23 protein-coding genes are annotated in these 23784 nt (G+C 72.0%); 17 read left to right on the top strand and 6 right to left on the bottom strand.

The annotated features are described in order from the left end of the window. Positions 1-9 precede the first annotated feature (9 nt). Positions 10-315, bottom strand: coding sequence for a hypothetical protein (locus tag ACIBX3_RS12645; RefSeq protein WP_397116144.1), 306 nt, complete (start codon positions 313-315; stop codon positions 10-12). A 104-nt stretch (positions 316-419) separates the two neighbouring features. Between ACIBX3_RS12645 and glk the strand changes: the two genes are divergently transcribed. The 3 genes from glk to ACIBX3_RS12630 all read left to right on the top strand — a co-directional run bounded on the left by glk (position 420) and on the right by ACIBX3_RS12630 (position 2896). Further along, entirely contained in the window at positions 420-1385 is a 966-nt protein-coding gene (gene glk, locus ACIBX3_RS12640) for a glucokinase (RefSeq protein ID WP_397116142.1), read from the top strand. Between the two features lie 64 nt (positions 1386-1449). Next, entirely contained in the window at positions 1450-2061 is a 612-nt protein-coding gene (gene eda, locus ACIBX3_RS12635; RefSeq protein WP_397116140.1) for a bifunctional 4-hydroxy-2-oxoglutarate aldolase/2-dehydro-3-deoxy-phosphogluconate aldolase, read from the top strand. A 184-nt stretch (positions 2062-2245) separates the two neighbouring features. Then, on the top strand, positions 2246-2896 hold the full coding sequence (locus ACIBX3_RS12630; RefSeq protein WP_397116138.1) for a hypothetical protein: 651 nt from the start codon (positions 2246-2248) through the stop codon (positions 2894-2896). On the opposite strand, the gene ACIBX3_RS12625 is transcribed toward ACIBX3_RS12630, so the two are convergent. Further along, positions 2893-3801: a LysR family transcriptional regulator gene (locus tag ACIBX3_RS12625; protein ID WP_397116136.1), complete on the bottom strand. Its 909-nt coding sequence runs from the start codon at positions 3799-3801 to the stop codon at positions 2893-2895. The two genes, ACIBX3_RS12630 and ACIBX3_RS12625, sit on opposite strands and share 4 nt — an antisense overlap. An 85-nt stretch (positions 3802-3886) precedes the next feature. Between ACIBX3_RS12625 and ACIBX3_RS12620 the strand changes: the two genes are divergently transcribed. The 10 genes from ACIBX3_RS12620 to ACIBX3_RS12575 all read left to right on the top strand — a co-directional run bounded on the left by ACIBX3_RS12620 (position 3887) and on the right by ACIBX3_RS12575 (position 16587). Then, positions 3887-4750 carry an FAD binding domain-containing protein gene (locus ACIBX3_RS12620; protein ID WP_397116134.1) on the top strand — a complete coding sequence of 288 codons (864 nt, stop codon included), beginning with the start codon at positions 3887-3889 and terminating at the stop codon, positions 4748-4750. A gap of 1 nt (position 4751) precedes the next feature. Beyond that, positions 4752-5234, top strand: coding sequence for a (2Fe-2S)-binding protein (locus ACIBX3_RS12615; RefSeq protein ID WP_397116132.1), 483 nt, complete (start codon positions 4752-4754; stop codon positions 5232-5234). Beyond that, a complete protein-coding gene (locus ACIBX3_RS12610) occupies positions 5231-7579 on the top strand; it encodes an aerobic carbon-monoxide dehydrogenase large subunit (protein ID WP_397116130.1) in 2349 nt (782 codons plus the stop codon). Before ACIBX3_RS12615 ends, ACIBX3_RS12610 begins: the two co-directional genes overlap by 4 nt. A 61-nt stretch (positions 7580-7640) precedes the next feature. Further along, positions 7641-8390: an XdhC family protein gene (locus ACIBX3_RS12605; RefSeq protein WP_397116128.1), complete on the top strand. Its 750-nt coding sequence runs from the start codon at positions 7641-7643 to the stop codon at positions 8388-8390. A gap of 102 nt (positions 8391-8492) precedes the next feature. Further along, a complete protein-coding gene (locus ACIBX3_RS12600) occupies positions 8493-9284 on the top strand; it encodes an IclR family transcriptional regulator (RefSeq protein ID WP_397116126.1) in 792 nt (263 codons plus the stop codon). Between the two features lie 245 nt (positions 9285-9529). Next, positions 9530-10675 (top strand): cytochrome P450, encoded by a 1146-nt coding sequence (locus ACIBX3_RS12595; protein ID WP_397116124.1) that lies wholly within the window; start codon positions 9530-9532, stop codon positions 10673-10675. Between the two features lie 96 nt (positions 10676-10771). Further along, complete coding sequence (locus tag ACIBX3_RS12590; RefSeq protein ID WP_397116122.1) at positions 10772-12823, top strand: protein kinase; 2052 nt, start codon at positions 10772-10774, stop codon at positions 12821-12823. A gap of 93 nt (positions 12824-12916) precedes the next feature. Beyond that, the gene (locus ACIBX3_RS12585; RefSeq protein WP_397116120.1) at positions 12917-14236 is read left to right on the top strand and encodes an acyltransferase family protein; all 1320 of its coding nucleotides are present in this window, start codon (positions 12917-12919) and stop codon (positions 14234-14236) included. A gap of 425 nt (positions 14237-14661) precedes the next feature. Continuing rightward, positions 14662-15840: a hypothetical protein gene (locus ACIBX3_RS12580; RefSeq protein WP_397116118.1), complete on the top strand. Its 1179-nt coding sequence runs from the start codon at positions 14662-14664 to the stop codon at positions 15838-15840. Positions 15841-15957: 117 nt separating this feature from the next. Continuing rightward, positions 15958-16587 carry a Uma2 family endonuclease gene (locus ACIBX3_RS12575; RefSeq protein ID WP_397116116.1) on the top strand — a complete coding sequence of 210 codons (630 nt, stop codon included), beginning with the start codon at positions 15958-15960 and terminating at the stop codon, positions 16585-16587. On the opposite strand, the gene ACIBX3_RS12570 is transcribed toward ACIBX3_RS12575, so the two are convergent. Continuing rightward, positions 16584-17867, bottom strand: coding sequence for an ABC transporter ATP-binding protein (locus ACIBX3_RS12570; RefSeq protein WP_397116114.1), 1284 nt, complete (start codon positions 17865-17867; stop codon positions 16584-16586). The genes ACIBX3_RS12575 and ACIBX3_RS12570 overlap by 4 nt on opposite strands. A 229-nt stretch (positions 17868-18096) precedes the next feature. Here ACIBX3_RS12570 and ACIBX3_RS12565 point away from each other — a divergent pair, with 229 nt between their 5' ends. Both ACIBX3_RS12565 and ACIBX3_RS12560 read left to right on the top strand, forming a co-directional pair. Next, positions 18097-18339 carry a hypothetical protein gene (locus ACIBX3_RS12565; protein ID WP_397116112.1) on the top strand — a complete coding sequence of 81 codons (243 nt, stop codon included), beginning with the start codon at positions 18097-18099 and terminating at the stop codon, positions 18337-18339. Positions 18340-18344: 5 nt separating this feature from the next. Continuing rightward, positions 18345-19370 (top strand): LacI family DNA-binding transcriptional regulator, encoded by a 1026-nt coding sequence (locus ACIBX3_RS12560; protein WP_397116110.1) that lies wholly within the window; start codon positions 18345-18347, stop codon positions 19368-19370. A gap of 19 nt (positions 19371-19389) precedes the next feature. On the opposite strand, the gene ACIBX3_RS12555 is transcribed toward ACIBX3_RS12560, so the two are convergent. Further along, complete coding sequence (locus tag ACIBX3_RS12555) at positions 19390-19629, bottom strand: hypothetical protein (protein WP_397116108.1); 240 nt, start codon at positions 19627-19629, stop codon at positions 19390-19392. 47 nt (positions 19630-19676) lie between these two features. Between ACIBX3_RS12555 and ACIBX3_RS12550 the strand changes: the two genes are divergently transcribed. Further along, positions 19677-20270, top strand: a complete 594-nt coding sequence (locus ACIBX3_RS12550; protein WP_397116106.1) for a PfkB family carbohydrate kinase — start codon at positions 19677-19679, stop codon at positions 20268-20270. On the opposite strand, the gene ACIBX3_RS12545 is transcribed toward ACIBX3_RS12550, so the two are convergent. Beyond that, positions 20233-21459, bottom strand: a complete 1227-nt coding sequence (locus ACIBX3_RS12545) for an MFS transporter (protein WP_397116104.1) — start codon at positions 21457-21459, stop codon at positions 20233-20235. The genes ACIBX3_RS12550 and ACIBX3_RS12545 overlap by 38 nt on opposite strands. Before the next feature lie 160 nt (positions 21460-21619). On the opposite strand from ACIBX3_RS12545, the gene ACIBX3_RS12540 reads away from it, so the two are divergent. Continuing rightward, a complete protein-coding gene (locus ACIBX3_RS12540) occupies positions 21620-22525 on the top strand; it encodes a D-isomer specific 2-hydroxyacid dehydrogenase family protein (RefSeq protein ID WP_397116102.1) in 906 nt (301 codons plus the stop codon). 91 nt (positions 22526-22616) lie between these two features. Here the strand turns inward: ACIBX3_RS12540 and ACIBX3_RS12535 are convergent, their stop codons facing one another. After that, positions 22617-23762, bottom strand: coding sequence for a cation diffusion facilitator family transporter (locus tag ACIBX3_RS12535; protein ID WP_397116100.1), 1146 nt, complete (start codon positions 23760-23762; stop codon positions 22617-22619). Positions 23763-23784: the final 22 nt, after the last annotated feature.

Here is a 23784-nt window from a genome sequence, read left to right as displayed (position 1 = left end):
CGAGCGCCGTCACCCCGGCACGGAGCAGGGCGGCGGCGCGATCTCGGTGGGCAGCGTGGTGATCACGATGGTCCCTGCGCGGACGGCGATACGCGCCAGGATCACGGCGCAGGACACATCGCGCGACCCGGCGACGGGGCGCGATGTGGTCGCAGGGCGCGGCACGGTCACAGGGCGCGGCACGGTCACAGGGCGCGGCACGGCCACAGGGCGCGGCACGGCCACAGGGCGCGGCACGGTCACCACGCACGACTCAGTCGCGGGGCGCGGTGTGGTGGTGGTGCGGTGTGCGGGGTGGCCGGCCTTGGGTGTCATGCGCCGTGCTCCGGACCCGGATGGGGCGCTGCGGGCGTTCGATGGCATCCTTCGGTGTATGGCGGGCGATCTTGGAGCCGCCCTGACTTCCGGAGGTGTGTGCGGTGAGTGTGTTCGACCTTCCGTGGCTCGTCGCCGATATCGGGGGGACCAACGCCCGGTTCGGGCTGGTCACCTCGATGGGCGCGCGACCCGCGAACGTCGCGGTCCTGGCCGGGTCCGACTACGCGACCCTCCCCGAAGCCGTAGCCGCCTATCTCGCGGAACACGCGGGCGGAGTGCGACCCGGGGCGGCCTGCCTGGCGGTGGCCGGGCCGATCGACGGCGACCGCTACCGGCTCACGAACTCCACGTGGGCCGGGTCCGTACACGATCTCGACGTGCCGTACACGAAGCTGCTCAACGACTTCGAGGCGCTGGCCGTGTCGCTGCCGCACCTGGACCGCGACGACCTGGTGTCCCTCGGCGGCCCCGAGCCGGGCTACGGGGTCAAGGCCGTGCTCGGCCCCGGCACCGGACTCGGCGTGGGCGGGCTGGTGCCGACCGAGCACGGCTGGACGCCGATCCCGGGCGAGGGCGGGCACGTCACGGTGCCGGTGGTGGACCGGCGTGAGCTGGAGATCGTCCGGGCCCTGCAGGCGCAGGGGCTGCCGCACGTGGTGGCCGAGCACGTGCTGTCGGGGCCCGGCCTGGTCCGGCTGCACCGGGCGCTGGCCCAGGTGAACGGCGTGAGCGCGCCCAAGCTGACCGCCTCGGACATCGTGGCCCGCCTCGACGACTCGCTGTGCGCGGAGACCATCGAGGTGTTCTGCGGCATGCTGGGCAGCTTCGCCGGGAACGTGGCTTTGACCCTCGGCGCGAGGGGAGGGGTCTACCTGGGCGGCGGAGTGCTGCCACGTATCGTGGAACGCGTGCGCACCAGTGGCTTCCGCACCCGCTTCGCTGACAATCCGGACATGGCCCACTACCTGGCGGCCATCGGCACCGCGCTGATCGTGGCCCCGCAACCGGCGCTGACGGGCGCGGCGGCCTGGCTGAGCCAGCGTGCCCGCAGGGAACTGGTGGGCTGAGAACGACACCGGTCGTGTGTCCGGCACTAGACGGCCCGCAACGGGCCGATGAGGAGAAGAACCTATGAGCTTGCTCGATCTCGCCCCTGTGATCCCCGTCGTCGTGATCGAGGACGCGGAGACCGCCGTGCCGCTGGCCCGGGCGCTGGTCGCCGGAGGGCTGCCGGTCATCGAGGTGACGCTGCGCACGCCGGCCGCGCGTGAGGCCATCGCCAGGATCGCCGACGAGGTGCCCGACGCGACCGTGGGCGCGGGGACGATCAGGTCCACCGACGACATTTCGGCATCCGTGGCGGCTGGGGCGAAGTTCCTGGTCTCGCCTGGTACGACCCTGTCGCTGGTCGAGGCCATGGACTCGAGCGGGGTCCCGTACCTGCCGGGCGCCGCTACCGTTTCGGAGGTGATGGCGCTGGTCGAGCGGGGGATCAAGGAGCTGAAGTTCTTCCCCGCGGAGGCGGCCGGGGGCGTCCCGTACCTGAAGGCGATGGCGGGTCCGCTGCCCGACGTGCGCTTCTGCCCGACCGGCGGCATTCGCGTGAACACCGCCCCCGACTACCTGGCGCTCCCGAACGTGGGGTGCGTGGGTGGCACCTGGCTGACCCCGGCGGACGCGCTGGCGGCCGGCGACTGGGGCCGCGTGGAGAAGCTCGCCGCGGAGGCCGCCGCCCTCCGCTGATCCGGCCACGATGAGGCGGCGCCTCTGGAGGCAGTCGCCCTGAAGGTGGGCGCGGCGGTCGGCGAGCGTGCCATGCGCGCCTGGCCGACCGCCCGATCGGCAGGGTCCCGCCGCTCCTCATTTCACACCTTGAGCGTCAATATCCGGCATCGCGTCATGATCAGCTGATCGGCGGGGAATCAGCATGTGCATGCCGAACGACAACCCCTCCCTCATGTCCGCGCTCACCACCGAACATTTCGTCCTGCAGACCGCCATCAGCACCGCCACCAGCGAGGAATCCGCCCGCGCCACCCTCTACGTGATGGCGCTGTCCAGCTCGCTCGTGGCGCTCGGCTTCGCCGCCCCGCCCTCGCCCGCGTTCGCCCCGCTGGCCGCGACCCTCCTGCCCGCGCTGGCCATCCTCGGCCTGTTCACCAGCGTACGGCTGGTCGACACGGGCCTGCAGAACATCCAGTGCCGCAGCGCCATGGCCCGCATCCGCAACTACTACCGCGACCTGTCCCCGCAGGCCTCCGCCTACATCATCGCGTGGGCGGGCCCCGCCGAGAACGACGCCGTCACCGCAGCCACCGCCACCATGGGCATCGGGCGGCGACGCGACTGGCTCATCGGCTTGTTCACCATCGCGATGATGATCAGCACGATCAACAGCATTGTGATCGGCGCGGGCATCACGCTCCTGGCCGTCCTCGCCTTACCGCTCAGCGCCGCGCTCGCCCTCGGCCTGCTCGCCGCCGTTGTCCACATTGCGCTCTTCTACCTCTACCAACGCCACCGGTACCGTACCCGCCCGCAGCTGCCCGAGATCGCCTCTGAATCGCCGGCGGCCTAGCTCCAGATCGACACGTGGATCGGGGGACGGAAGCGGTTGCGGGGAACGCCGTCCTCCGGGGTGCGCATCACCTGAGTGGCCGCCGGGGTCGTCAGGAAGTCCAGGAACGTGCCCGCGGCGGCCGAGCGGCCGATCGGGTCCAGGGTCGTCGCGTACCAGTAGGCGGACAGCGGGGTGGCGGCCGTTTCGACGATCACCAGGTCGCCGCGGCGCAGTTGCGAGGTCACCAGGTGGGCCGTGGCGGGGGCGACTCCGGAGCCCTCGGCCGCGGCCTTCCATGCGGCCGTCTGGTTCGCGAAGACGCGTACCTGGGACTCCGGAACCCGGAGCGCCCGCAGCAGACGGCCGGTGTCGCTGGCGGGGTCGGTGCCCGAGGGGCCGACGAGCCAGTGGTCCCGGCGTCCGCGCGGCGCGCCCACCACGACGAGGCGGCAGCGGAGCACGCGCCGGCTCACCAGCCCCTCCCCGCTCACCTGGGCGCCGAGCGCGACGTCGGCCAGGCGGCTGGCCAGCAGCAGCGGCACCTCGGCCGTGGCCGCCACGCCCGTCGAGGCGTCCACCGACTTGCGCTGGGTGAACAGGCAGATCAGCGGCCCGGCGACGTACTCGGCCAGCCCGGCGTCCATGACCACGTGCAGCCGGGCGGGGCGGCCGGGCTGGACGGCGGCGACCGCCTCCGCGCCGAGCGCGACCATCTGGGAGGCGATGCCGAGGAGGCGCCGCCCACCCTCCGTGAGCACCATGCGGTCCCCTGACCGGGTCAGCAGCGGGTCCCCGAGGTGCTTGCGGAGCTGGGCCAGCGACTGGGAGACCGCGGGCTCGCTCACGCCGAGGGCACGCGCCGCCGCCTTGACGGAACCCAGGCGGGCGACGAAAACGAACGCGCCGAGCTGGCTGAGGGTCACAACCCCTTCATAGATCGTCGGCCCGCATTAAGGAATCCCTTATTTGCGGATTGTCGCGACAAATCGGTGACAGCAATGTGCACTCATGCAGGTTCCCGCGACGTTCGAATACGAGAGAGCCGACAGCGTCACGCACGCGCTCGAGCTCCTGGAGCGGTACGGCCCCGAAGCCAGGGTCGTGGCCGGCGGTCACAGCCTCATCCCCATGATGAAGCTCCGCCTGGCCCAGCCCGAGGCGTTGATCGACATCAACGGACTGGCCCCTGAGCTGGGGCGGATCACGGTCGAGGACGATGAGCTGGCCATCGGGGCGCTGGTGCGGCACGCCGAGTTACTGGACAACAGCACCGCAACCGACCTTTTCCCGATATTTCGGGATGCGGAGCGCGTTATCGCCGACCCAATAGTACGAAATCGGGGAACCGTCGGCGGTTCGCTCTGCCAAGGCGATCCTTCAGAGGATTTGTCGGCGGTGTTCACGGCTTTGCGGGCGACCGCGGTCATCCAAGGCCCCGGCGGCATTCGTACCGTCGCGGTCAGGGAATTCCACCAAGGTCCTTACGAGACCGCGGTCGAGCCGAACGAGCTGCTGATCCAGCTGCGCGTACCGATCACAGCCGGGACGGGCAGCGCGTACGAGAAGGTCGAGCGCCGCGTCGGCGACTGGCCGGTGGCCGCCGCCGGAGCCGTGATCACCGTACGCGACGGCGTCATCGCGCAGGCCGGCATCGGGCTCACCGCAGTCGGCGCCCGGCACTTCTGCGCCCCCGAGGCGGAGCAGCACCTCATCGGGAAGCGGCCGGGCGCGGAGGTGTTCGCGGAGGCCGGCAGGATCGCGGCCGAGCACTGCGACCCGCACCCCGACCAGCGCGGACCGGCCGACTACAAGCGCCATCTGGCCGCCGAGCTGACCCGGCGCGCCCTCCTCACTGCGGCAGAGAGGATCTGACATGCGGATCACAGTGACGGTGAACGGGCAGCCGTACACGAGAGAGGTCGAGCCCAGGCTCCTGCTCGTGCACCTCCTGCGCGACGAGCTGGCCCTGACGGGCACCCACTGGGGCTGCGACACCTCCAACTGCGGCGTCTGCACGGTGCAGCTGGACGGCGTGCCGGTCAAGTCGTGCACGGTGCTGGCGGTCATGGCCGACGGCCACGAGGTGACCACGGTGGAGGGCCTGGAGCGCGACGGCGAGCTGGACGCGGTGCAGAAGGGCTTCGTGGAGTGCCATGGCCTGCAGTGCGGGTTCTGCACGCCGGGGATGCTGCTGACCGCGCGCTGGCTGCTCGACCGCACCCCCGACCCCGACGAGGGCCAGATCCGCGAGGCCATCTCGGGCCAGCTGTGCCGGTGCACCGGCTACGAGAACATCGTCCGATCCATCCGGTGGGCGGCCGAGGCGGAGTCTAGTTCTCAGGGGGCGAAGCAGTGAGTTACGGACGCATGCACCGCAAGGAAGACGCCCGGTTCATCAGGGGACGCGGGAACTACACCGACGACGTGCGGCTGCCCGGCATGCTGTACGGCGCCGTGCTGCGCAGCCCGCACGCGCACGCCAGGATCGTCTCCGTCGACACGAGCGCCGCGGAGGCCCACCCCAAGGTCAAGGCCGTCATCACCGGCCAGACCCTGGAGGGGCTCAACCTTGCCTGGATGCCCACCCTGTCGCAGGACACGCAGGCGGTCCTGGCCACGGACAAGGTGCGCTTCCAGGGACAGGAGGTCGCGTTCGTGGTGGCCGAGGACGCCTACTCGGCCAGGGACGCGCTGGAGCTGATCGACGTCGAGTACGACCCCCTCGACGCGGTCATCGACGCCAGGAAGGCCTTGGACCCGGACGCGCCGGTGATCAGGGACGACCTGGAGGGCCGGGCGGACAACCACATCTTCGACTGGGAGGCCGGCGACCGGGCCCGCACCGACGCCCTCTTCGAGCAGGCTGAGGTGACGGTCGCGCAGGACATGCTCTATCCGCGGGTGCACCCGGCGCCGCTGGAGACCTGCGGCGCGGTCGCGGACTTCGACAAGGTCACCGGCAAGCTCACCGTCTGGTGCCCGACGCAGGCGCCGCACGCGCACCGGACGCTGTACGCGATGGTGGCCGGGCTGCCGGAGCACAAGATCCGCGTGATCTCACCGGACATCGGCGGCGGCTTCGGCGGAAAAGTCGGCATTTATCCGGGCTATGTCTGCGCGATCGTCGGCTCCATCGTCACGGGCAAGCCGGTCAAGTGGATGGAGGACCGCTCCGAGAACCTCATGAGCACCGCCTTCGCCCGCGACTACCACATGCGCGGCGAGATCGCCGCCACCCGCGACGGCCGGATCCAGGCGATCCGGGTGAAGGTGCTGGCCGACCACGGCGCGTTCAACGGCACCGCGCAGCCGACCAAGTTCCCGGCCGGGTTCTTCCACGTCTTCTCCGGCTCGTACGACATCGAGGCCGCCCACTGCGAGGTCACCGGCGTCTACACCAACAAGGCCCCCGGCGGCGTCGCCTACGCCTGCTCCTTCCGCATCACGGAGGCCGTCTACCTGGTCGAGCGCATGGTCGACGTGCTGGCCGCGGAGCTGAACATCGACCCCGCCGACGTGCGCATGCGCAACCTGCTCAAGCCCGACCAGTTCCCGTACCACTCCCCCACCGGCTGGGAGTACGACTCCGGCGACTACCCGAAGGCGCTGCGCCTGGCCATGGACATGGCCGGGTACGACAAGCTCCGCGCCGAGCAGGCCGACAAGCGGGCCAGGGGCGAGCTGATGGGGATCGGCATCAGCTTCTTCACCGAAGCCGTGGGCGCGGGCCCGCGCAAGCACATGGACATCCTGGGCCTGGGCATGGCCGACGGCGCCGAGTTGCGCGTGCACCCGACGGGCAAGGCGGTGCTGCGGGTGTCGTGCCAGTCGCAGGGCCAGGGGCACGAGACCACGTTCGCCCAGATCGTCGGGCAGGAGCTGGGCATCCCCGCCGACGACGTGGAGGTCGTGCACGGCGACACCGACCAGACGCCGTTCGGCCTGGGCACGTACGGCTCCCGCTCCACCCCCGTCTCCGGCGCCGCCACGGCCATCGTGGCCAGGAAGGTGCGCGACCGGGCCAAGATCGTGGCGGCGGCCATGCTGGAGGCCTCCCCGGAGGACCTGGAGTGGGCCGACGGCAAGTGGTCGGTGGTGGGCGATCCGTCCACCGGCAAGTCCCTGGCGGAGATCGCGCTGGCCGCGCACTCCAACCTGGAGCTGCCCGAGGGCGTCGAGGGGCACCTGGACGCGGTGACCGTCTACAACCCGCCGAACCTGACGTATCCATTCGGGGCGTACATCTGCGTCGTGGACGTCGATCCCGGGACGGGACAGGTCAAGGTACGCAGGTTCGTGGCGGTGGACGACTGCGGCGTGCGGATCAACCCCATGATCGTCGAGGGGCAGATCCACGGCGGTCTGGCCGACGGGATCGGGATGGCGCTCATGCAGGTGATGGCGTTCGACGATGACGGCAACCACCTGGGGGCGTCGTTCATGGACTACCTGCTGCCGACCTCGATGGAGTGCCCGTCGTGGGAGCTGGGCGAGACCGTGACGCCGTCGCCGACGCATCCGATCGGGGCCAAGGGCGTCGGCGAGTCGGCCACGGTGGGCTCCCCCGCGGCCGTGGTCAACGCCGTGGTGGACGCGCTCAAGCCGCACGGGGTGCGGCACGCGGACATGCCGCTCACCCCGGCGAACGTGTGGCGTGTCGTCAACGGCGACCCGTTCCGCACGGACCTGGCGATCCCTTGACCTCCGCCGCGGCTCTACCGGCCCGGCGCGCATGCCCGGAAACGCGACAGGAGGAGGTGCGATGAGCGAGTTCATCGGCATGCCGGCGCCCAGGCGGCGGGCGCCGGCCGCCGCCGATCTCCAGGCGCGGGCGGCGGAGCTGCGGTCGGGGCGGGAGGCGTACGTGCTGGCCACGGTCGTGCGGGCGCAGCGGCCGACCAGCGCGAAGGCGGGTGACCGGGCGCTGGTGCTGTCGGACGGCACGATGGAGGGGTTCGTCGGCGGGGTGTGCGCCACCGACACCGTGCGGGCGCAGGGCCTGCGCCTGCTCGAGCTCCGGCGGACCGACCGGTCGGTGCTGCTGCGGATCACGCCGGAGGCCGAGGAGCCGCGCGAGGAGGACGGCCTGATCGCGGTGGGCCAGCCGTGCCTGTCCGGCGGCACGCTGGAGATCTTCCTGGAGGCAGTGCTGCCGCCGGTGCTCGTCCACGTGTACGGCGACAGCCCCATCGCCCGCGCCTTCGCCGCCGTGGGCAGGGCGATGGGCTATCAGGTGGAGGTGAGCGCGGACCCCCTGGCCGCGATCGCCGGCGACACGGCGGCCGTGCTGGTCGCCTCCCACGGGGTCGCCGAGGAGCCGGTGCTGCGGGAGGCGCTGGCCAAGGGCGTGCCGTACATCGGGCTGATCGCCAGCCGCAGGCGCGGCGCGGCGGTGCTGGCGCGTGTGGACGGAGGTGAGCGGGTGCACGTTCCGGCGGGTCTGGACATAGGGGCCAGAACGCCCGGTGAGGTGGCCGTGTCGGTGTACGCGGAGCTTATAAGCCTGCGCTGATCGGAGGGTATTCGGAGGCTCGGCGCCCGGGTAGGTCAGGAAAGGGAAAAGCCACAACCTCGGGGAAGCCCCCTCTTGCTCTCGGAGAGCGAAGGGACATTGATGCTCACGCGAACGGCCGGCCAAGTGCCAACGCTCACCGACGACCGCCCGGTGTCGCAGCCGGGGAGCCTGGAGAGGGGGATCGACATCCTCCTCGCGCTCAGCGCGGCCTCCAGGCCGGTCAGCCTCGCGCAGCTGTGCCGCAGCACGGGCCTGCCCAAGTCGACGGCGCACCGGATCCTGGGCGTGCTCTGCACGCGCGAGCTGGCCCGGCGGGTGGGCAACGGTTACCTGCCGGGCGAGCTGCTGGAGTCGATGCCGGGCATCACCCGCGCCCGCGTGCCCGGCACCCGGCGGGCGGTGCTGCCGTACCTGCTCTACCTGTACGAGACCACCCGCCAGACGGTGAACCTGGCCGTGCCCTCCGGCCTGGAGGCCCGCTACGTCGAGCGGCTGTACGGCCACAACCGGGTCGGCTCCCGCTCCGACGGCGTGGACCGCGCCCCGCTGCACTGCACGGCCACCGGCAAGGCGCTGCTGGCCTTCGACCCGAAGCTGCGCGAGGAGCTGCTGGCCCGCGGCTCGTTCGAGCGGATGACGCGCCGGACGATCACCAGCCTGGCCGGGCTCGAACGCGAGCTGGCCCAGGTCCGCCGGCACGGCGTGGCGTACTCGCAGGAGGAGTTCACCGACGGGGTGGCCTGTGTGGCGGCCCCGGTGTTCGGCCCCGGCGGCCGGATCTGCATGTCGCTGGGGGTCGCCGCACCCGCCTGCTCCGTGCCGCTGGGCAGGCTGGGCATCTCCGTACGCGGCGCCGCCCAGGCGATCTCGGCCGCCCTCCTCGGCATGTAGACGTTCCGGTCACCGGAACGTCCGGCTGCTTCGCGACCGGAAACGTTCCACTGGCCGAAATCTCCAATTGCGGCAGCCGCGTCATCGCGATCACATCGTGCCTGTGACTCCTCCACTCCCTGAAGAGAGCGGCTTCTCGCTTCCCTCGGCTGAGGTAGGCGACGGACAAGCCCTGCCCGTTCGGAACGCAGAGACCGTATCAGGGAAGCGATTCCCCCGCCGGGTAAACCCGTCAGAGGCCGGGCGTGCCTAGGGGACTGCCGAAGGCGACCGCGCTGGAGAGCCTGCGCCTGGCCGCCGCCCTCGCCCGGCCGGGGGCACCGCACGTGCCCCCCGGCCGCGACCTGCTACGCGCCCGGTCCCTGCTGGCCGAACTCGAATCCCGGTACGGCGGCCGCCCCGTCCTGGTCCGCGGCCCGCGGGGCCCGGCACTGCTGGTGCTGTCCAAGCGGGACGCGCTGCGCGTGCTGTCCGAGGACCGGGAGGCCTACGCTCCGGCCGTCGAGGAGCGCCCCCTGGGCCTGCCCGCGGACGTCCTGCGCCCCTCCTTCGCCGAGATCGCCCGTGAGGAGGCCGGGGAGCTGACCGGCGGCGTGGTGGACTACCGGCGGCTCGACGCCCGGTGGCAGCGCGTGGCCAGGCGCTGCGTCTACGGCGACGGCGCGGCCGGCGACGAGGAGCTCACCCGGCTGCTGGCGGGCGTCACGCGGGCGGGCAGGCGGCGGGCCGGGCGCCGCAGGGAGATCCTCTCCGGCCGCTACGACACGCGCGTCCTCGACCACCTGCGCCGCGCCGAGCCGGGCAGCCTGGCCGGACTGATCGCCCAGACCTCGGGGAAGGCGGGGTCGCGCGAGCTCATGCAGGCCGCGTTCTGGCTGATGGGGCTCGGGGTGACGGCGTCGGGGCTGATGCAGACGCTCGCGCTGCTGGCCACCCATCCGGCGCAGCGCAAGGCGGCCCGCGCCGACCCCGACCACCTGCGGGCCTGCCTGCGTGAGGCGCTGCGCCTGTGGCCGCCCGTGCCGGCGCTGTCCCGGGTCAGCGCCATCCGCACCGAGTGGTACGGCACCGCCCTGCCCGCCGGGACGACCGTGCTCGTGCCGCTCGCGGCGCACCAGCGCAGCACCCGCCTGCCGTACGCGAACACGTTCACGCCCGAGATCTGGCTCGACGGCACCGCGCTGCACGAGTGGTGGGCCATGCCGGGCTGCGACGGCGTGCATCTGACGCTCGCGGTCGGCACGGCATTCCTGGGCGGCATCCTGAGGTCGGCCCGCCCCAAGCCGATCGGCCGGGTGCTCTCCCCGCACCGCCCGCTCCCGCACGCGCTCAATGTCTCGCGGCTGCGGGTCACCATGCGGCCGGTCCGCCGCAAATCCGACCGGCCCTGAACGATGCCTGCTCAGGGCCAGTGGCCTACGCTGAGCCCCTTACTCCGTTAGAGTCTGGGGTACAAAAGGGCATGCCGGGCGGAGGAACGGTTCGGGTTGAGACGGGATGACGACGGCGAGAGGACGGCGACATTGGGGCGCTCCGCAGGCACTCCGCTGAAGCCGGAAGACCCGCCGGCGATCGGCCCCTATGAGCTGATCAGCCGTCTCGGCTCCGGCGGCATGGGGGTCGTCTACCTCGCCAAGGCCGCCGACGGGTCGAGGGTGGCGCTCAAGGCGATCCGCCGGGACTACACCGCCGACCCGGTCTACCGGGCGCGCTTCCACGAAGAGGTCTCCAACGCGCGCAAGGTGGCCTCGTTCTGCACGGCGCGCGTGCTCGACCACGGCGAGGACCGGGGCGTGCTCTACCTCGTCACCGAGTACATCGACGGCATCTCGCTGGAAGACCACCTGATCGAGCACGGGTCGCTGTCGCCGTCCGTGCTGCACGCCGCCGCGGTCGGCGTGGCCGCCGCGCTGACCGCGATCCACGCGGCCGGGCTGGTGCACCGCGACCTCAAGCCGGCCAACGTCATGCTGACGCTGGCCGGGCCGCGGGTGATCGACTTCGGGCTGGCCCGCTCGACGCACGTCCCGTCCCGGCACACGAACGCCGGCATGGTCATGGGCACACCTGGATGGATCGCTCCGGAACAGGTCTTCGAGGGGAAGACCAGCCCGGCGGGCGACGTGTTCGCGTGGGGGTCGCTGATCGCGTACGCGGGGCTGGGCGGGCATCCGTTCGGCGAAGGGGACGCCTACGTCATGGCGGCCCGGGCCCGTACGGCGCCGCCGGACCTGCGAGGGCTGCCCACTCCGCTGGACCGGCTGGTGGCGGCGGCCATCCACCCCGATCCGGCGCGGCGGCCGACGGCCAAGCAACTGCTGCTGGAGCTGGTGGAGGCCTCCGACGAGCCGGCGGCGCAGCTGGCCGCGACCAAGCACCTCACGAACGCGTGGAACCCGTCGGAGTTCGCGCCGTTCGCCCAGGGCCCGCACGCGGTGCCGCCCCCGGAGCGCACCGGCCCCGTCCCCGGCACCGGCCATGGGCCGCGCCCGGACGCCCGCGGCCCGCGCCAGGAGGCGCCCGGCCGCGGCCCGCAGATGGCGCCGCACCCCGAAGCCCGCACCGGGCAGGCACCCCCCGTCCCGGACCCGCGAGGTGGTGGCCAGGTGCCCCCCGCCCCGGACCCGCGAGGTGGTCAGGTGCCGCCGCACCCGGACGCGCGCGGCGGGCTGGTGCCGCCGCACGCCGACCTCCACGTACCGCCGGCCGAACGCACAGGACCCACACCTGGAGCCGGTCGGCCACCGCAGCCGCCACCCGCCGAACGCACAGGACCCACACCCGGAGCCGGCCGGGCACCGCAGCCGCCACCCGCCGAACGCACAGGACCCACACCCGGCGTCGGGCGAGGGCCGCAGCCGCCGCATCCCGAGCGGACCGGGCCCGTGCCGGGGACCGGGCGGGGGCCGCAGGGGCCCGGGCGGGGTCAGGCGCCGCATCCGGAGCGCACCGGGCCGCTGCTCAGCGGGCGGGCGCCGCTCCCCCACCACCAGACCGGGCAGGGGCCGCTCCTCCACCACTCGACCACCGGTCAGGGGCGGTTGCCCGGCTACCCGCCCGCGAAGGGGAAGCGGGGCCTGTTCACGGGCTGCGTGACCGTCCTGGTGATCGCGGCCGTGCTGCTGGTGCTGCTGCTGGCCGCGCTGGCCTGGGTGTTCCGCTCGCCCGCGGCCGGCGCCGACGGCCCCGTGCAGGACGGAAAGCTCAGGTTCGCCGTGACGAGCACCAAATGCTCCAATCCTTCGCAGGGCGCCACGAAGCGCACCTGCCAGATCGGCGTGAAGATCAACAACGTCGGCCCGGACGCCAGGGTCCTCTACCCCGGCCAGCAGAAGCTGATCGACGAGGACGACGAGTTGCACGGCGGCACCAAGCTCCTCGACAAGGGCGGCAAGGAGATCACGCCGATCCGCATCGAGGCCGGTGGCGCGTTCACCGGCACGCTGGTGTTCGAGCTGCCGAGGAACCTCCAGCCGGTCGGCCTCGAAGTGCACGACTCCGGACTGAGCACGGGTGCCAGGGTCAACCTGGACTACTGACGACCATCCCCGCTGCCCAGCCCGCCGGCAGGCGAGTGACATATCACGGAACGGTGCCGCATCACCCGGTCCGGTACGGGTAGGTTGGTGCGGGTGTCCGCCGCCGCCCCAGCCCTGCCCGCCTCTCCTGCCTGCGCACCCGCCGTCACCAGGCTGGCCTGGCTGGACGCGTTGCGCGGCATCGGCGCGCTCGCCGTGGTGGCCGAGCACCTGCTCCCGTGGTTCCTGCCCGCGCTCCGGCCGTACTGGTTCAGCATGGGCGTCTACGGCATCCTGGTGTTCTTCCTGGTCAGCGGCTACATCATCCCCACGTCGCTGGAGCGGCACGGCGACGTGCGGGCGTTCTGGATCAGCCGGATCTTCCGCCTCTACCCGCTCTACCTGAGCGTGATCGCCCTGGTCCTGGCCCTCGCCTGGTGGGTGCCGGTGCGCGGGGAGGTGCCGCGGGACGCAAGCGCGGTGGCGGCGCACGCGACCATGCTGCTCGACGTGGTCAGCGTGGGCGGCGTGGCCGACACGATGTGGACGCTGTCGTACGAGATGGTGTTCTACCTGATGGTCACGGCGCTGTTCCTGGTCGGGGCGCAGGAGCGCAGCGGGTTGCTGTCGATGGCGTTCGCAGCCGCGGCGGTGGTCGTGGGGCTCGTGGCGCCGGGCGCGGTGCTGGTGGGCGGGTGGCCGGCGTACGTGTCGGGCGCGGCGTTCGTGGCGGGGCTGGCGTGCGTGATATGGGGGAAGGCACGCACGGCGGCCGCCTGCGTGCTCGGCCTGATGGCACTGGCGTCGCTGCTGCTGAGCAGCCGGGTGCCGTGGCTGGGGACGGCGGTGCTGGCGGTGATGTTCGCGGGCACGGCGATCCACCGGTGGGAACGCGGCACGGGCGGGCTGTGGCCGGTGGCGGTCACGACGGCGCTGGTGGCGATCGCGCCCCTGTGGGCCCTCGAGGGCGGCTGGTGGTGGGTGCAGGCGGACGTGTGGCTCACCACGATCGCGCTGGCCGGGGCCACGTTCGCGGGCGCGATGGCGCTGCGGGGGCGGCGGCTGCCGCGGGTGATGGTCTGGCTGGGACTGGTCAGCTACTCGCTCTACCTGGTGCATCATCCGCTGCTGAAGTACTTCGTGGAGATCACCGGTGATCTGCGCCAGGCGGAGCTGCCACTCCAGCTGGGCATGGCGGCGCTGGCCGTGGCCGTGGTGCTGGGCGCGAGCGCGCTGGCCTACCGCTACATCGAACGGCCCGGGCAGGCGCTGGGCCGGCGCGTCTCAGGCCGGAATGCCCGCGGGCTCCAGAGCGGGGCCGATCCGGGGGTGGCGGGACAGGGCACGCGCCACGACGGGGTCCTCGGCCACGAGGAAGGCCAGGTGCCTGACGGCGTGCGCGACCACGTTGGCCAGGGCGACGCGCTCAGGTGACGGCGTCGCCGGCGCCCCGCCGCGGGCGATCTCCAGCTCGGGCAGCTCGATCGCGGGCAGCCAGGGGGATGGATCGGGGCAGACCGCGTACGTCAGCACGATCCGGCCGTCAGATTCATACCGCCAGCTGGTGGAGTGCACGACGGTGTCCCGGTCGGCGGCCGCCACCCCGCCGAGCCGCCGCGCGGCCTGGTCCGGGCTCTCGCCGCGTCGCGGCCGGGTCAAGGCATGCCGGTACGACCAGCGATTGTCGGTGCCCACCCGTAGCATGAGCGTCTCAACCGAGACCACGTGTCTTCCCGTCACCGTCACCAACTTACTGCCACTCATATGCAACTGCCTAACCAACGCATATGGCTCCCGCTCTTGAACACCGCGGCGGGCCCGGCTGTAGTCGAGGGCGTGCGAAAGAGAGGCCGACAGTGATGCCCGGTTTGCTGGTGCTGATGGGGTCGGGTGAGACGAGCCCGACCATGGTCGAGATCCACCGCGCCGCGACGCGGACGCTGCGCCCCGGGGCGCGGGCCGTGCTGCTCGACACCCCCTACGCCTTCCAGGAAAACCGCGCCGACATCTCGGCCCGCGCCTGCCGGTACTTCGCCCGCAGCGTCGGCCTGGATGTCGAGGTGGCCACCGGGATCGCCGGCGCCGACTGGGTCTTCTCGGGGCCGGGCAGCCCGACGTACGCGCTGGAGCGGTGGGCCGGCTCCGGTGTGGCCGGCGACCTGCGGGCCCGGGTCCGCGCACGTCAGGGGGTGACCGTGCTGGCCTCGGCGGCCGCCTGCACGGCCGGGCTCGCCACCGTGCCGGTCTACGAGATCTACAAGGTGGGTGCGGAGCCCCACTGGCGCGAGGGCATCGACCTGCTGGAGCCGCTCGGCCTGCAGGCCGTGCTGATCCCGCACTTCGACAACGCCGAAGGCGGCACGCACGACACCCGCTACTGCTACCTGGGCGAGCGCCGGCTGTCCCGCATGGAGCGCGAGCTACCGGCCGGCACCGCGGTCCTCGGCATCGACGAGCACACCGCCGTGGTCATCGACCTGGAGAGCGAGGCCGTACGGGTGGCGGGGCGCGGCGGCCTGACCGTCCGGCGTCCCGGGTCCGTGGTGGTGCTGCCCGCGGGCACCTGCACCGACCTCGCCGGGCTCCGCCGCCTGGCCGAGGGCGCCGCGGGCACCTCGGCGCCGCCGTCGTCGCAGGTCGTGCCGGAGGCCGCGGCTCCCGAGGTCACGCTGGAGGAGACGATCCGGTCCTGTGAGGAGCGGTTCACGGCCGCGGCGGGCGGGGCGGACCTGGTGGCGGCCGCCCAGGCCGTGCTCGACCTCGAGGCGGAGATGGTCAAGTGGGCGGCCGACACCGAGGAGGACGCGGGCGGGGTGGAGCAGGCCAGGGAGCTGATGCGGCTGCTGATCGCCCGCCTCGGGGAGCTCGCCTCCACGGGCGGGCTCCGGTCCCTGGTGGAGCCGCTACTCGCGCTCCGGGCCGAGTTGCGGGAGGAGGGGCGGTATGACGTGGCGGACGCGCTGCGGGCGGCGATGCACGCGGGCGGCGTCGTGATCGAGGACACCCCGGACGGGGCCCGCTGGACGCCTGCGCCGTGATCCGAACAGGCTGCCGGGATGGTCAAGGCACGATAGCGTAGTCTCGTCACTCCTAGTGTTCGCGTCGCGACAGATGGCTGTTGTCGTCGTTGCGGGATTCGGCTCGACGGGAAGGCGATGACTGCATTTCCTCGCGATGGATGGCTGGTCGCGCATCCGCCACCAGGGCGTGTCAGGCTGTTCGCGCTGCCGGTGACTGGCGGCGCCTACACTGTCGAAGACTGGCTCAAGCTGCCCGTGACCGGAGAGCGCATCGAGCTGATCGACGGGAGCTTCGTCGTGAGCCCCATGCCCGCAACCGCTCATGCGCTCGCAAAGACGCGACTGGTGGGCGTCCTGGATGACACGCGCCCTCAGGACTACGAGATCGCCACGGGCAACGTCAATGTCGGCGAGGACGGCCTCTGCCCCGACATCGTGGTGGGAGACGCCGCGGTGATGACAGCTGGTGCGGACATGCTCATGGCCGCGGAGGTCGTGTGTGTGGTCGAGATCGTCGGCCCGGGCAAGGGCGGCCATCGGCGCGACTACGAGATCAAGCCGCCCAAATACGCCGCGGCAGGCATCCCGGTCTTCATGCGCGTCGAGCTCCACGGCGACGACGCGCCGCGGGTCGAGGTCTTCAACCTGGGCGCGCAGGGCTACGAGCTGGTCGCGGAGGCCAAGGCCGGGGACATGCTGACGATCACGGAGCCGTTCCCTATCTCCTTCGACCCGGCCTGGCTCACCGGACCACGACACCGCTAGCGGCGCGGGGGGTCGATGCGGGCGCCGTCCAAGGTGAAAATCATGAGGCGGGACAGGTCGACGGCCACCTTGGCCGCGTCGCCGGTGCGCCAGACCGGCCGGTTGCCCAGGCGGACGATCAGGTCGGAGCGGCGGTGGATGCCGCTGTTCGGGTTCTGGCCCACGCGCTCCTGCTCTTGAGGCTCCTCCTTCGGAGGTGAGAACATCCGCCGCATCAGCCCCGACAGCTTGCCCGAGCCGTTCTTGGCGCCGTTGAGCCGCCCGCTCCGGTCCGGGGGCTCGGGCACCGGTACGGGGGGCATGCCGCACTCCAGGTACGCCAGCCACTCGTGCCCGTGGTACTCCAGCGCCCGCACCCGCCCGAAGAACGACGGCCCCTCGTATGATTCCGGCACCGGCGCCAGCCCGTCGGGCCGCATCCCCACCAGCACCTGGCCGCCCGTGTGCTGCGAGATCGCGTACGCCCTCGGATCGCTCCACGGGAGCGTCAGCCGGTGCGGGCCGAAGTCGAGCATCACGTACTGGTTCTGCGGGGTCCTGACATTGGCCGCCAACAGGTTCAACTGCTGCGAGTTGAGAAAGGCCGCCACGAAAGCCGTCGCCGGATCGTTGTAAATCTGCGCCGGAGTGCCCACGTCCTGCAGGACGCCGCGATTCAGAATGGCGATCCTGTCGGCCAGCGTCAGCGCCTCCACTTGGTCGTGCGTCACGTAGATCGTGGTGACGCCGAGCGACCTGACCAGCGCCGAGATCTCCATGCGCAGCTCGGTACGCATGCCGGCGTCCAGGTTCGACAGCGGCTCGTCCATCAGGAACAGCTTGGGCTGCCGGACGATCGCCCGGCCCATCGCCACCCGCTGGCGCTGGCCGCCGGAGAGCGTGCCCGGCCGGCGATCGAGCGTCTCGTCGATGTGCAACGCCTTCGACAGCTCTGTGACCCGCTCACGCACCAAATTCGGGTCCGACTTGGCGATCTCCAAAGGGAAGGCGATATTGCCGCGCACGGTCCGGTGCGGATACAGGGCACCGTTCTGGAACACCATGGCGACGTCACGATCGCGTGGGGCCAGGTGGTTGGCGATCTGCCCGTCCAGCCAGAGCTCTCCCTCGGTGATCTCCTCCAGACCCGCGATCATGCGGAGCAACGTGGATTTGCCGCAACCGGAGGGACCGAGGAGGACGAGGAACTCGCCGTCTTCGGCCCGCAGGCTCAGCCGGTCGACTGCGAGGTAGTCGCCCGGATACACCTTGGTCACTTTGTCGAGAACGACCGAGCTCATGGGCCCACACCTTGCACGCGTGTCACCTGTGACGGGGCTGATTGAAGAGGTAGTACATCGCGCCTTAACGCGCCATGTCCACCCTTGACATAAAGAATCTCCTTCTAGGCAATTTCGGTCAGGGGTTTTTGGGTGTCCGTACGCCGACATTTCCGGATCTGGGGCGATGGAAGGGCTTGCGTAAACTTGCGGAAACCGCTTTCATTATCGAAACGTTCGGGGGAAGACCATGACGGTGTGGTGGCGGAACGCCGCGATCTACCAGGTGTACGTGCGCAGCTTCGCCGACGGCGACGGCGACGGGACGTGGCACGCTTCCCCGGAGGGCACGCTGGTGTTCTCACGGGGCGATCTCCTGTGCGCCGTCAACCTCACGGAGACCCCCGTGGACTTCGGCGTCGAAGGAACGCTCCTGCCGGCCTCGGATGTCCCTGGAGCAGGGGATTCGGCCGTCTGGTTGAAAGTAAAGTGAGGGCCATGAACGGTCACGCTCGCCTCGCCGACATCGCCGCCCAGGCCGGGGTGAGCGAGGCCACGGTCAGCCGGGTGCTCAACGGCAAGCCCGGGGTCTCCACCGCCACCCGCCAGTCGGTGATGGCCGCGCTCGACCTCATGGGCTACGAGCGTCCGCCCCGGCTGCGGCAGCGCAGCAACGGGCTGGTCGGCCTGGTGACGCCCGAGCTGGACAACCCGATCTTCCCGGCGTTCGCGCAGGCCATCGAGAAGGCGCTGACCCAGCACGGCTACACGCCGGTGCTCTGCACCCAGCTGCCCGGCGGCGCGCCGGAGGACGAGTTCACCGAGCTGCTGGTGGACCGCGGGGTGAGCGGCATCGTGTTCATGTCAGGGCTGCACGCCGACACGACCGCGCGGATGGACCGCTACACCCGCCTGGTCGACCGCGGGCTGCCGATCGTGCTGGTCGACGGCTACAGCGAGCACATCGACGCGCCCTTCATCTCGCCCGACGACCGCATGGCCGTCCGGCTGGCCGTGCAGCACCTGGTCGATCTCGGCCACGAGCGCATCGGGCTGGCGCTGGGGCCGCGCAGGTTCGTGCCGGTGATCAGGAAGATCGAGGGGTACAAACAGGCCATGGCGCACCTGCTGGGCGCGGCCGACGTGGACGACCTGATCGCGCACTCGCTGTTCTCCGTCGAGGGCGGGCAGGCCGCCGGCGCACAACTGCTCTCTCGCGGCTGCACCGGCATCGTGTGCGCCAGCGACCTCATGGCGCTGGGCGCGATCCGCGCCTGCAGGGAGAAGGGGCTGGCGGTGCCGGGGGAGGTGTCCGTGGTCGGGTTCGACGACTCGCCGCTGATCGCGTTCACCGATCCGCCGCTGACCACCGTGCGCAAGCCGATCGGCGCCATGGCCTCGGCGGCCGTGCAGACGCTGCTGGAGGAGGTCAACGGCGCGCCCGCCAAGCACGTCGAGCTGATCTTCCAGCCGGAGCTGGTCGTCCGCGGCTCCACCGGCTCGGGCCCCCTGGTCAACCGGTGAGTGAGCGCCGTCGCCCGCCTCACGGAGTGAGGCCATAAGCACGCGTGACGTCCTCGTCCTCGGCGGCGCCGGGGTCGACACGACGGTGTACGTGCCGGAACTGCCGCTGCCGTACAAGGACACCTACCAGGTGCCGCCGGTCGTCGACCGGATCGGCGGCACCGGCGCCGGGGTGGCGCTCGGCTGCCACGCGCTCGGGCTGGACGTCGCGTTCGCCGACCTGATTGGCGACGACCCTCAGGGCGCGCTGATCAGGCACGAGTTGCGCGACCTCGCCTGCGCGTGGGGGCGGGCACGCGCAGGAGCGTGCTCCTTGTCGGCCCCGACGGCCGCCGCACCTCCTTCTACGACGCCAAGGTCACACCCGGCGAGCGCCTGCCCAGGGAGCTGTACGCGAACGTCCCGGCCAGGCACGTCCATGTGTCGATCATGGACTTCTGCCGTCACGTCTACCCCGACCTGGACGGCGTGCCGATCTCCACGGACCTGCACGACTGGGACGGGACCAACGACCACCACAAGGACTTCGCCTACCGGTCCGACCTGGTGTTCCTGTCGGCCGCCGCGCTGAAGGACCCCGCGGCCACGATGCGGGCCGTCCTGGCGGACGGCCGCGCGCACACGGTCGTCTGCACGCGCGGCGCCGACGGTTGCCTCGTGCTGACCCGCGGCTCCGGCGTGCGCGCCTTCCGGGCCGCGCCGCTGCGCGGCCCGGCGGCCGACAGCAACGGCGCCGGCGACGCGTTCGTCTCCGGCTTCCTGTACGGCACTCTGCGCGGCCGGCCGCTGGAGGAATGCGTCCGGCTGGGGTCGATCGCCGGGGCGCACGCCTGCACGGTCGCCGGCACCCACGAGTCCCCGATCACCGAGTCCCATCTGCTGGGCCTGGCCGCCCGGTAGCGCCGGGGCGGTCCAGCTCCCGCCAGGCCCGGCCGACGAACGGCGGAAGCGAGGCAAGCAGGTAGACGACGGTGAACGCGTACAGCGTCGGCCTCAGCCCGGCCAGCTCCGTGAGCGAGCCGGCCATGAGCCCGCCGACCGGCATGCCCGCGTACGCCGCGGCCGTCATGGTCCCGATCACGCGGGCCCGGAGCCGGGCGGGGATCCTGCCGTACTGGAGCTCGCCGAGAATGGGGTTGATCGCGCCCGCGGCGAAGCCGGAGAGCAGGGTGACGGCCAGGGCGACGGGCAGCGGCGCGCCGAGTGCCAGCACCAGCACGCGCGGCACCCCGGCGAGGAGGAAGGCCAGCCCGTAGGTCAGTCTCCTGGGTAATCGCTCGCCGGCGGCGGCGTAGACGATGGCTCCGGCCAGCGCGCCCGCCCCGACCGCGCCGGCGAGCAGGCCGAACGCGCGCGGATCCTGCGTCACGTCCCGGGCGTACAGCGCCAGCAGCACCTGCGTGACGCCCGTGTCGAGCATGTTGACGATCACGATCATCGTGGTGGCGCTCAGCTGCAGCCGGTCGCGCCAGAGGAACGCCAGCCCGTCTCGCAGATAGCGGCCGTCTCCGGGCACGCTTCCCCCGACCCGCGGGACCCCGCCGCCGATCAGGAGCGCGGACAGCAGGAACGTGACGCCGTCCACGACGAGCAGCACGCCCGCGCCGAGCCAGACGATCAGCACGCCGGCGACCGGCGCGCCGACCATCGCGGCCCCCCGGTAGACCGCGTCGTACGCGGCCGCCGCCCGCCCGATCCGCACGTCCCCGAGCGCCGAAAGCTCGGGGACCATGGCCTTGCGCGCGGTCTCCCCCGGGGTGGCCACCAGCCAGCGCACGAACAGCAGCGCCAGCAGCCCCGGATAGGACAGCCCCGTCGTCCAGAACAGCGCCGGCATGGCCAGCACGACGCCCCCGCTGATCAGATCGGACAGCACGCTCGCGCCGCGGAACCCGAGCCGGTCCACCAGCTTCCCGCCGAAGGCCGCGGACACGACGATGGGGAACGTGGTCGCGAACGCCGCCAGTCCCGTGAGCGCGGCGCTTCCCGTGGTCTCCAGCACGAACCACGGCACGGCCAGCATGGAGAGCATGGTCCCGGTGACGGAGAGTGCGTTGGCGGCCAGCAAGGTGATGAATGGACGCCTCACGCGCGATGCTCCCGGCGATGTTTCCCGCTTCAGAGTTGCCTACGGTCGCCGAGTGGTCAAGGCAGCCGCGTGGGATTCCCGCCAGATCAGACAAACGTGATTTGATAGCGCCATTGGGGCGCATGATCTCTCCGGACCGTACGACCCAGGAGGCACCATCATGACCGCAGCCGTCCACGTCGGACCCGAGCCCGTCCCCGTCCTCATCGACGCGGTACGCCGCGCGGGCGGCCAGGTCGTGCCGCTGGAGCGGGCCGAGGCGATCGTCTACTACGGCAGCGACGACCCCGGCGAGCTGCGTTCCATGATCCACGACCGCATCCGGTGGGTGCAGCTGCCGCACGCGGGCATCGAGCGGTGGGCCGACGCGGGCGTCATCACCGACGACCCGGTCTTCACCGCGGCCGGCGGCTCCTACGGTCCCGCCGTGGCCGAGCACGCCCTCGCCCTCATGCTGGCGGCCGCGCGCGGGCTGCACCGGCACGCCAGGGCCACGCGGTGGGGCGCCAACGACTCCAGGGAGCTCGCCGGCTCGACGGTGGCGATCGTGGGCTGCGGCGGCATCGGCCGGGCGCTCATCCGCCTGCTGGAGCCGTTCGGCTGCCTGGTCGTCGCGGTCACCGACCGGGGCGAGGCGCCCGGCGCTGCCAGGATCGTCCCGCGCGCCCGGTACCGCGAGGCGCTGCCCGAGGCCGGCTACGTGGTCGTCGCGGCGCCCGCCACCCCGGACACGAGGGGCATGTTCGGGGCGCGCGAGTTCGAGATCATGCGTACGGACGCCTGGCTCGTGAACGTCGCCCGCGGCGGCCTCGTCGTGACCGACGATCTGGTGGCGGCGCTGCGCGCGGGCCGCATCGGCGGCGCGGCGCTCGACGTCACCGACCCCGAGCCGCTGCCCGGCGGGCATCCCCTGTGGGAGCTGGACAACGTGCTGATCACGCCGCACTGCGCGAACCCGCGCCCGGCCTACTGGCGCGGGCTGGCCGAGCGCGTCACCGCCAACGTGCGGCGCTTCGGCGAGGGCGCCCCGCTGGAGGGCCGGGTCTCCCCCGCCGAGGGCTTCTGAGGATACGGGCGAGAGCCCGCGGCGATCTGCCGGTCCCGGCTCCGGCCTCACTCACGCGTGGGCGCCCTGGACACGTGTGCGGAGAGGCGGCTCAGGTGGTGCGGTGCGTCGCCAGGGTGGCGTGGTGGTCGGCGCCGGCGGGCCCGTGCGGGTCCGTGTGGACGGTGGCCGCTCTCAGGCGCGGCAGTTCGTGGATGAGCCGGTGCTCGGCCTCCACCGCCACCGCGTGCGCGTCCACGACCGACATGTCGTGATCGACGAGGATCTCCACCTCGGCGTGGAGCGCGTGCCCGATCCACCGCAGCCGTACGGACCCGACCTCCTGGACACCGTCCACGGTGGCGATGACACGTTCGGCGGCGTCCACGAGCGCGGGATCGACCGCGTCCATGAGCCGGTGGTAGATCTCGCGGGCGGCGTCGCGCAGGACGAAGCAGATGGCGCCGGTGATCAGCAGGCCGACGATCGGGTCGGCGATGGGGAAGCCCAGACCGGCGCCGCCCGCGCCCAGCAGGACGGCCAGCGAGGTGAATCCGTCGGTCCTGGCGTGCAGGCCGTCGGCCACCAGCGCGGCCGATCCGATCTCCTTGCCCACCTTGATCCGGTAGCGAGCCACCCACTCGTTGCCCAGGAACCCGACCACACCCGCGGCCGCCACCCACCAGACGGCCCGCATGTCCTGAGGGTCGATGAGCCGCATGACGGCCTCGTACCCGGCGAGGGCCGCCGAGGCGGCGATGAGCAGCACGATGACGATGCCCGCGAGGTCCTCCGCCCGGCCGTACCCGTAGGTGAAGCGGCGGGTGGCGGCGCGGCGGCCCACCGAGAACGCGATGGCCAGCGGGACGGCGGTGAGCGCGTCGGCGAAGTTGTGCAAGGTGTCGCCGAGGAGCGCGACCGAGCCGGACGCCAGCACGATCACGGCCTGGACGGCGGCGGTGACCATGAGCACGGCGAACGAGACGGCCAGCACGCGCATCCCGCGACTGCTGGACTCCAGGGCGGCGTCGGTCTTGTCGGCGCTGTCGTGACTGTGCGGCGCGACGGCGTGTACGACCCGCCCGAGCACCGCCATCAGCCCCCGCCGCGAACCCTGCTCACCCTCGTGCCCGTGCCCGTGCCCGTGCCCGTGCCCGTTCTCGTGCTCATGCCCGTGCCCGTGCCCCTTACCGTCGGGAGAGGTCCCGCCGGGATGGGCGTGGTGCGGTGTCGTGCCGGAATCCCGCTGGTCAGACATGGCATCCCTCGCTTGCGCAATT

The organism is Nonomuraea sp. NPDC049480, assembly GCF_044465905.1.
Taxonomy (GTDB): domain Bacteria; phylum Actinomycetota; class Actinomycetes; order Streptosporangiales; family Streptosporangiaceae; genus Nonomuraea.
The sequence above is the reverse complement of the archived record's forward strand: the minus strand, read 5'-3'. Positions and strand labels throughout refer to the sequence as shown.

Bases quoted from the DNA above. Each gene is read 5' to 3' on its own strand.
- ACIBX3_RS12645 (WP_397116144.1), bottom strand. From the start codon at position 315: ATGACACCCAAGGCCGGCCACCCCGCACACCGCACCACCACCACACCG.
- eda (WP_397116140.1), top strand. From the start codon at position 1,450: ATGAGCTTGCTCGATCTCGCCCCTGTGATCCCCGTCGTCGTGATCGAG.
- ACIBX3_RS12630 (WP_397116138.1), top strand. From the start codon at position 2,246: ATGTGCATGCCGAACGACAACCCCTCCCTCATGTCCGCGCTCACCACC.
- ACIBX3_RS12620 (WP_397116134.1), top strand. From the start codon at position 3,887: ATGCAGGTTCCCGCGACGTTCGAATACGAGAGAGCCGACAGCGTCACG.
- ACIBX3_RS12615 (WP_397116132.1), top strand. From the start codon at position 4,752: ATGCGGATCACAGTGACGGTGAACGGGCAGCCGTACACGAGAGAGGTC.
- ACIBX3_RS12605 (WP_397116128.1), top strand. From the start codon at position 7,641: ATGAGCGAGTTCATCGGCATGCCGGCGCCCAGGCGGCGGGCGCCGGCC.
- ACIBX3_RS12600 (WP_397116126.1), top strand. From the start codon at position 8,493: ATGCTCACGCGAACGGCCGGCCAAGTGCCAACGCTCACCGACGACCGC.
- ACIBX3_RS12580 (WP_397116118.1), top strand. From the start codon at position 14,662: ATGCCCGGTTTGCTGGTGCTGATGGGGTCGGGTGAGACGAGCCCGACC.
- ACIBX3_RS12575 (WP_397116116.1), top strand. From the start codon at position 15,958: ATGACTGCATTTCCTCGCGATGGATGGCTGGTCGCGCATCCGCCACCA.
- ACIBX3_RS12570 (WP_397116114.1), bottom strand. From the start codon at position 17,867: ATGAGCTCGGTCGTTCTCGACAAAGTGACCAAGGTGTATCCGGGCGAC.
- ACIBX3_RS12565 (WP_397116112.1), top strand. From the start codon at position 18,097: ATGACGGTGTGGTGGCGGAACGCCGCGATCTACCAGGTGTACGTGCGC.
- ACIBX3_RS12560 (WP_397116110.1), top strand. From the start codon at position 18,345: ATGAACGGTCACGCTCGCCTCGCCGACATCGCCGCCCAGGCCGGGGTG.
- ACIBX3_RS12540 (WP_397116102.1), top strand. From the start codon at position 21,620: ATGACCGCAGCCGTCCACGTCGGACCCGAGCCCGTCCCCGTCCTCATC.
- ACIBX3_RS12535 (WP_397116100.1), bottom strand. From the start codon at position 23,762: ATGTCTGACCAGCGGGATTCCGGCACGACACCGCACCACGCCCATCCC.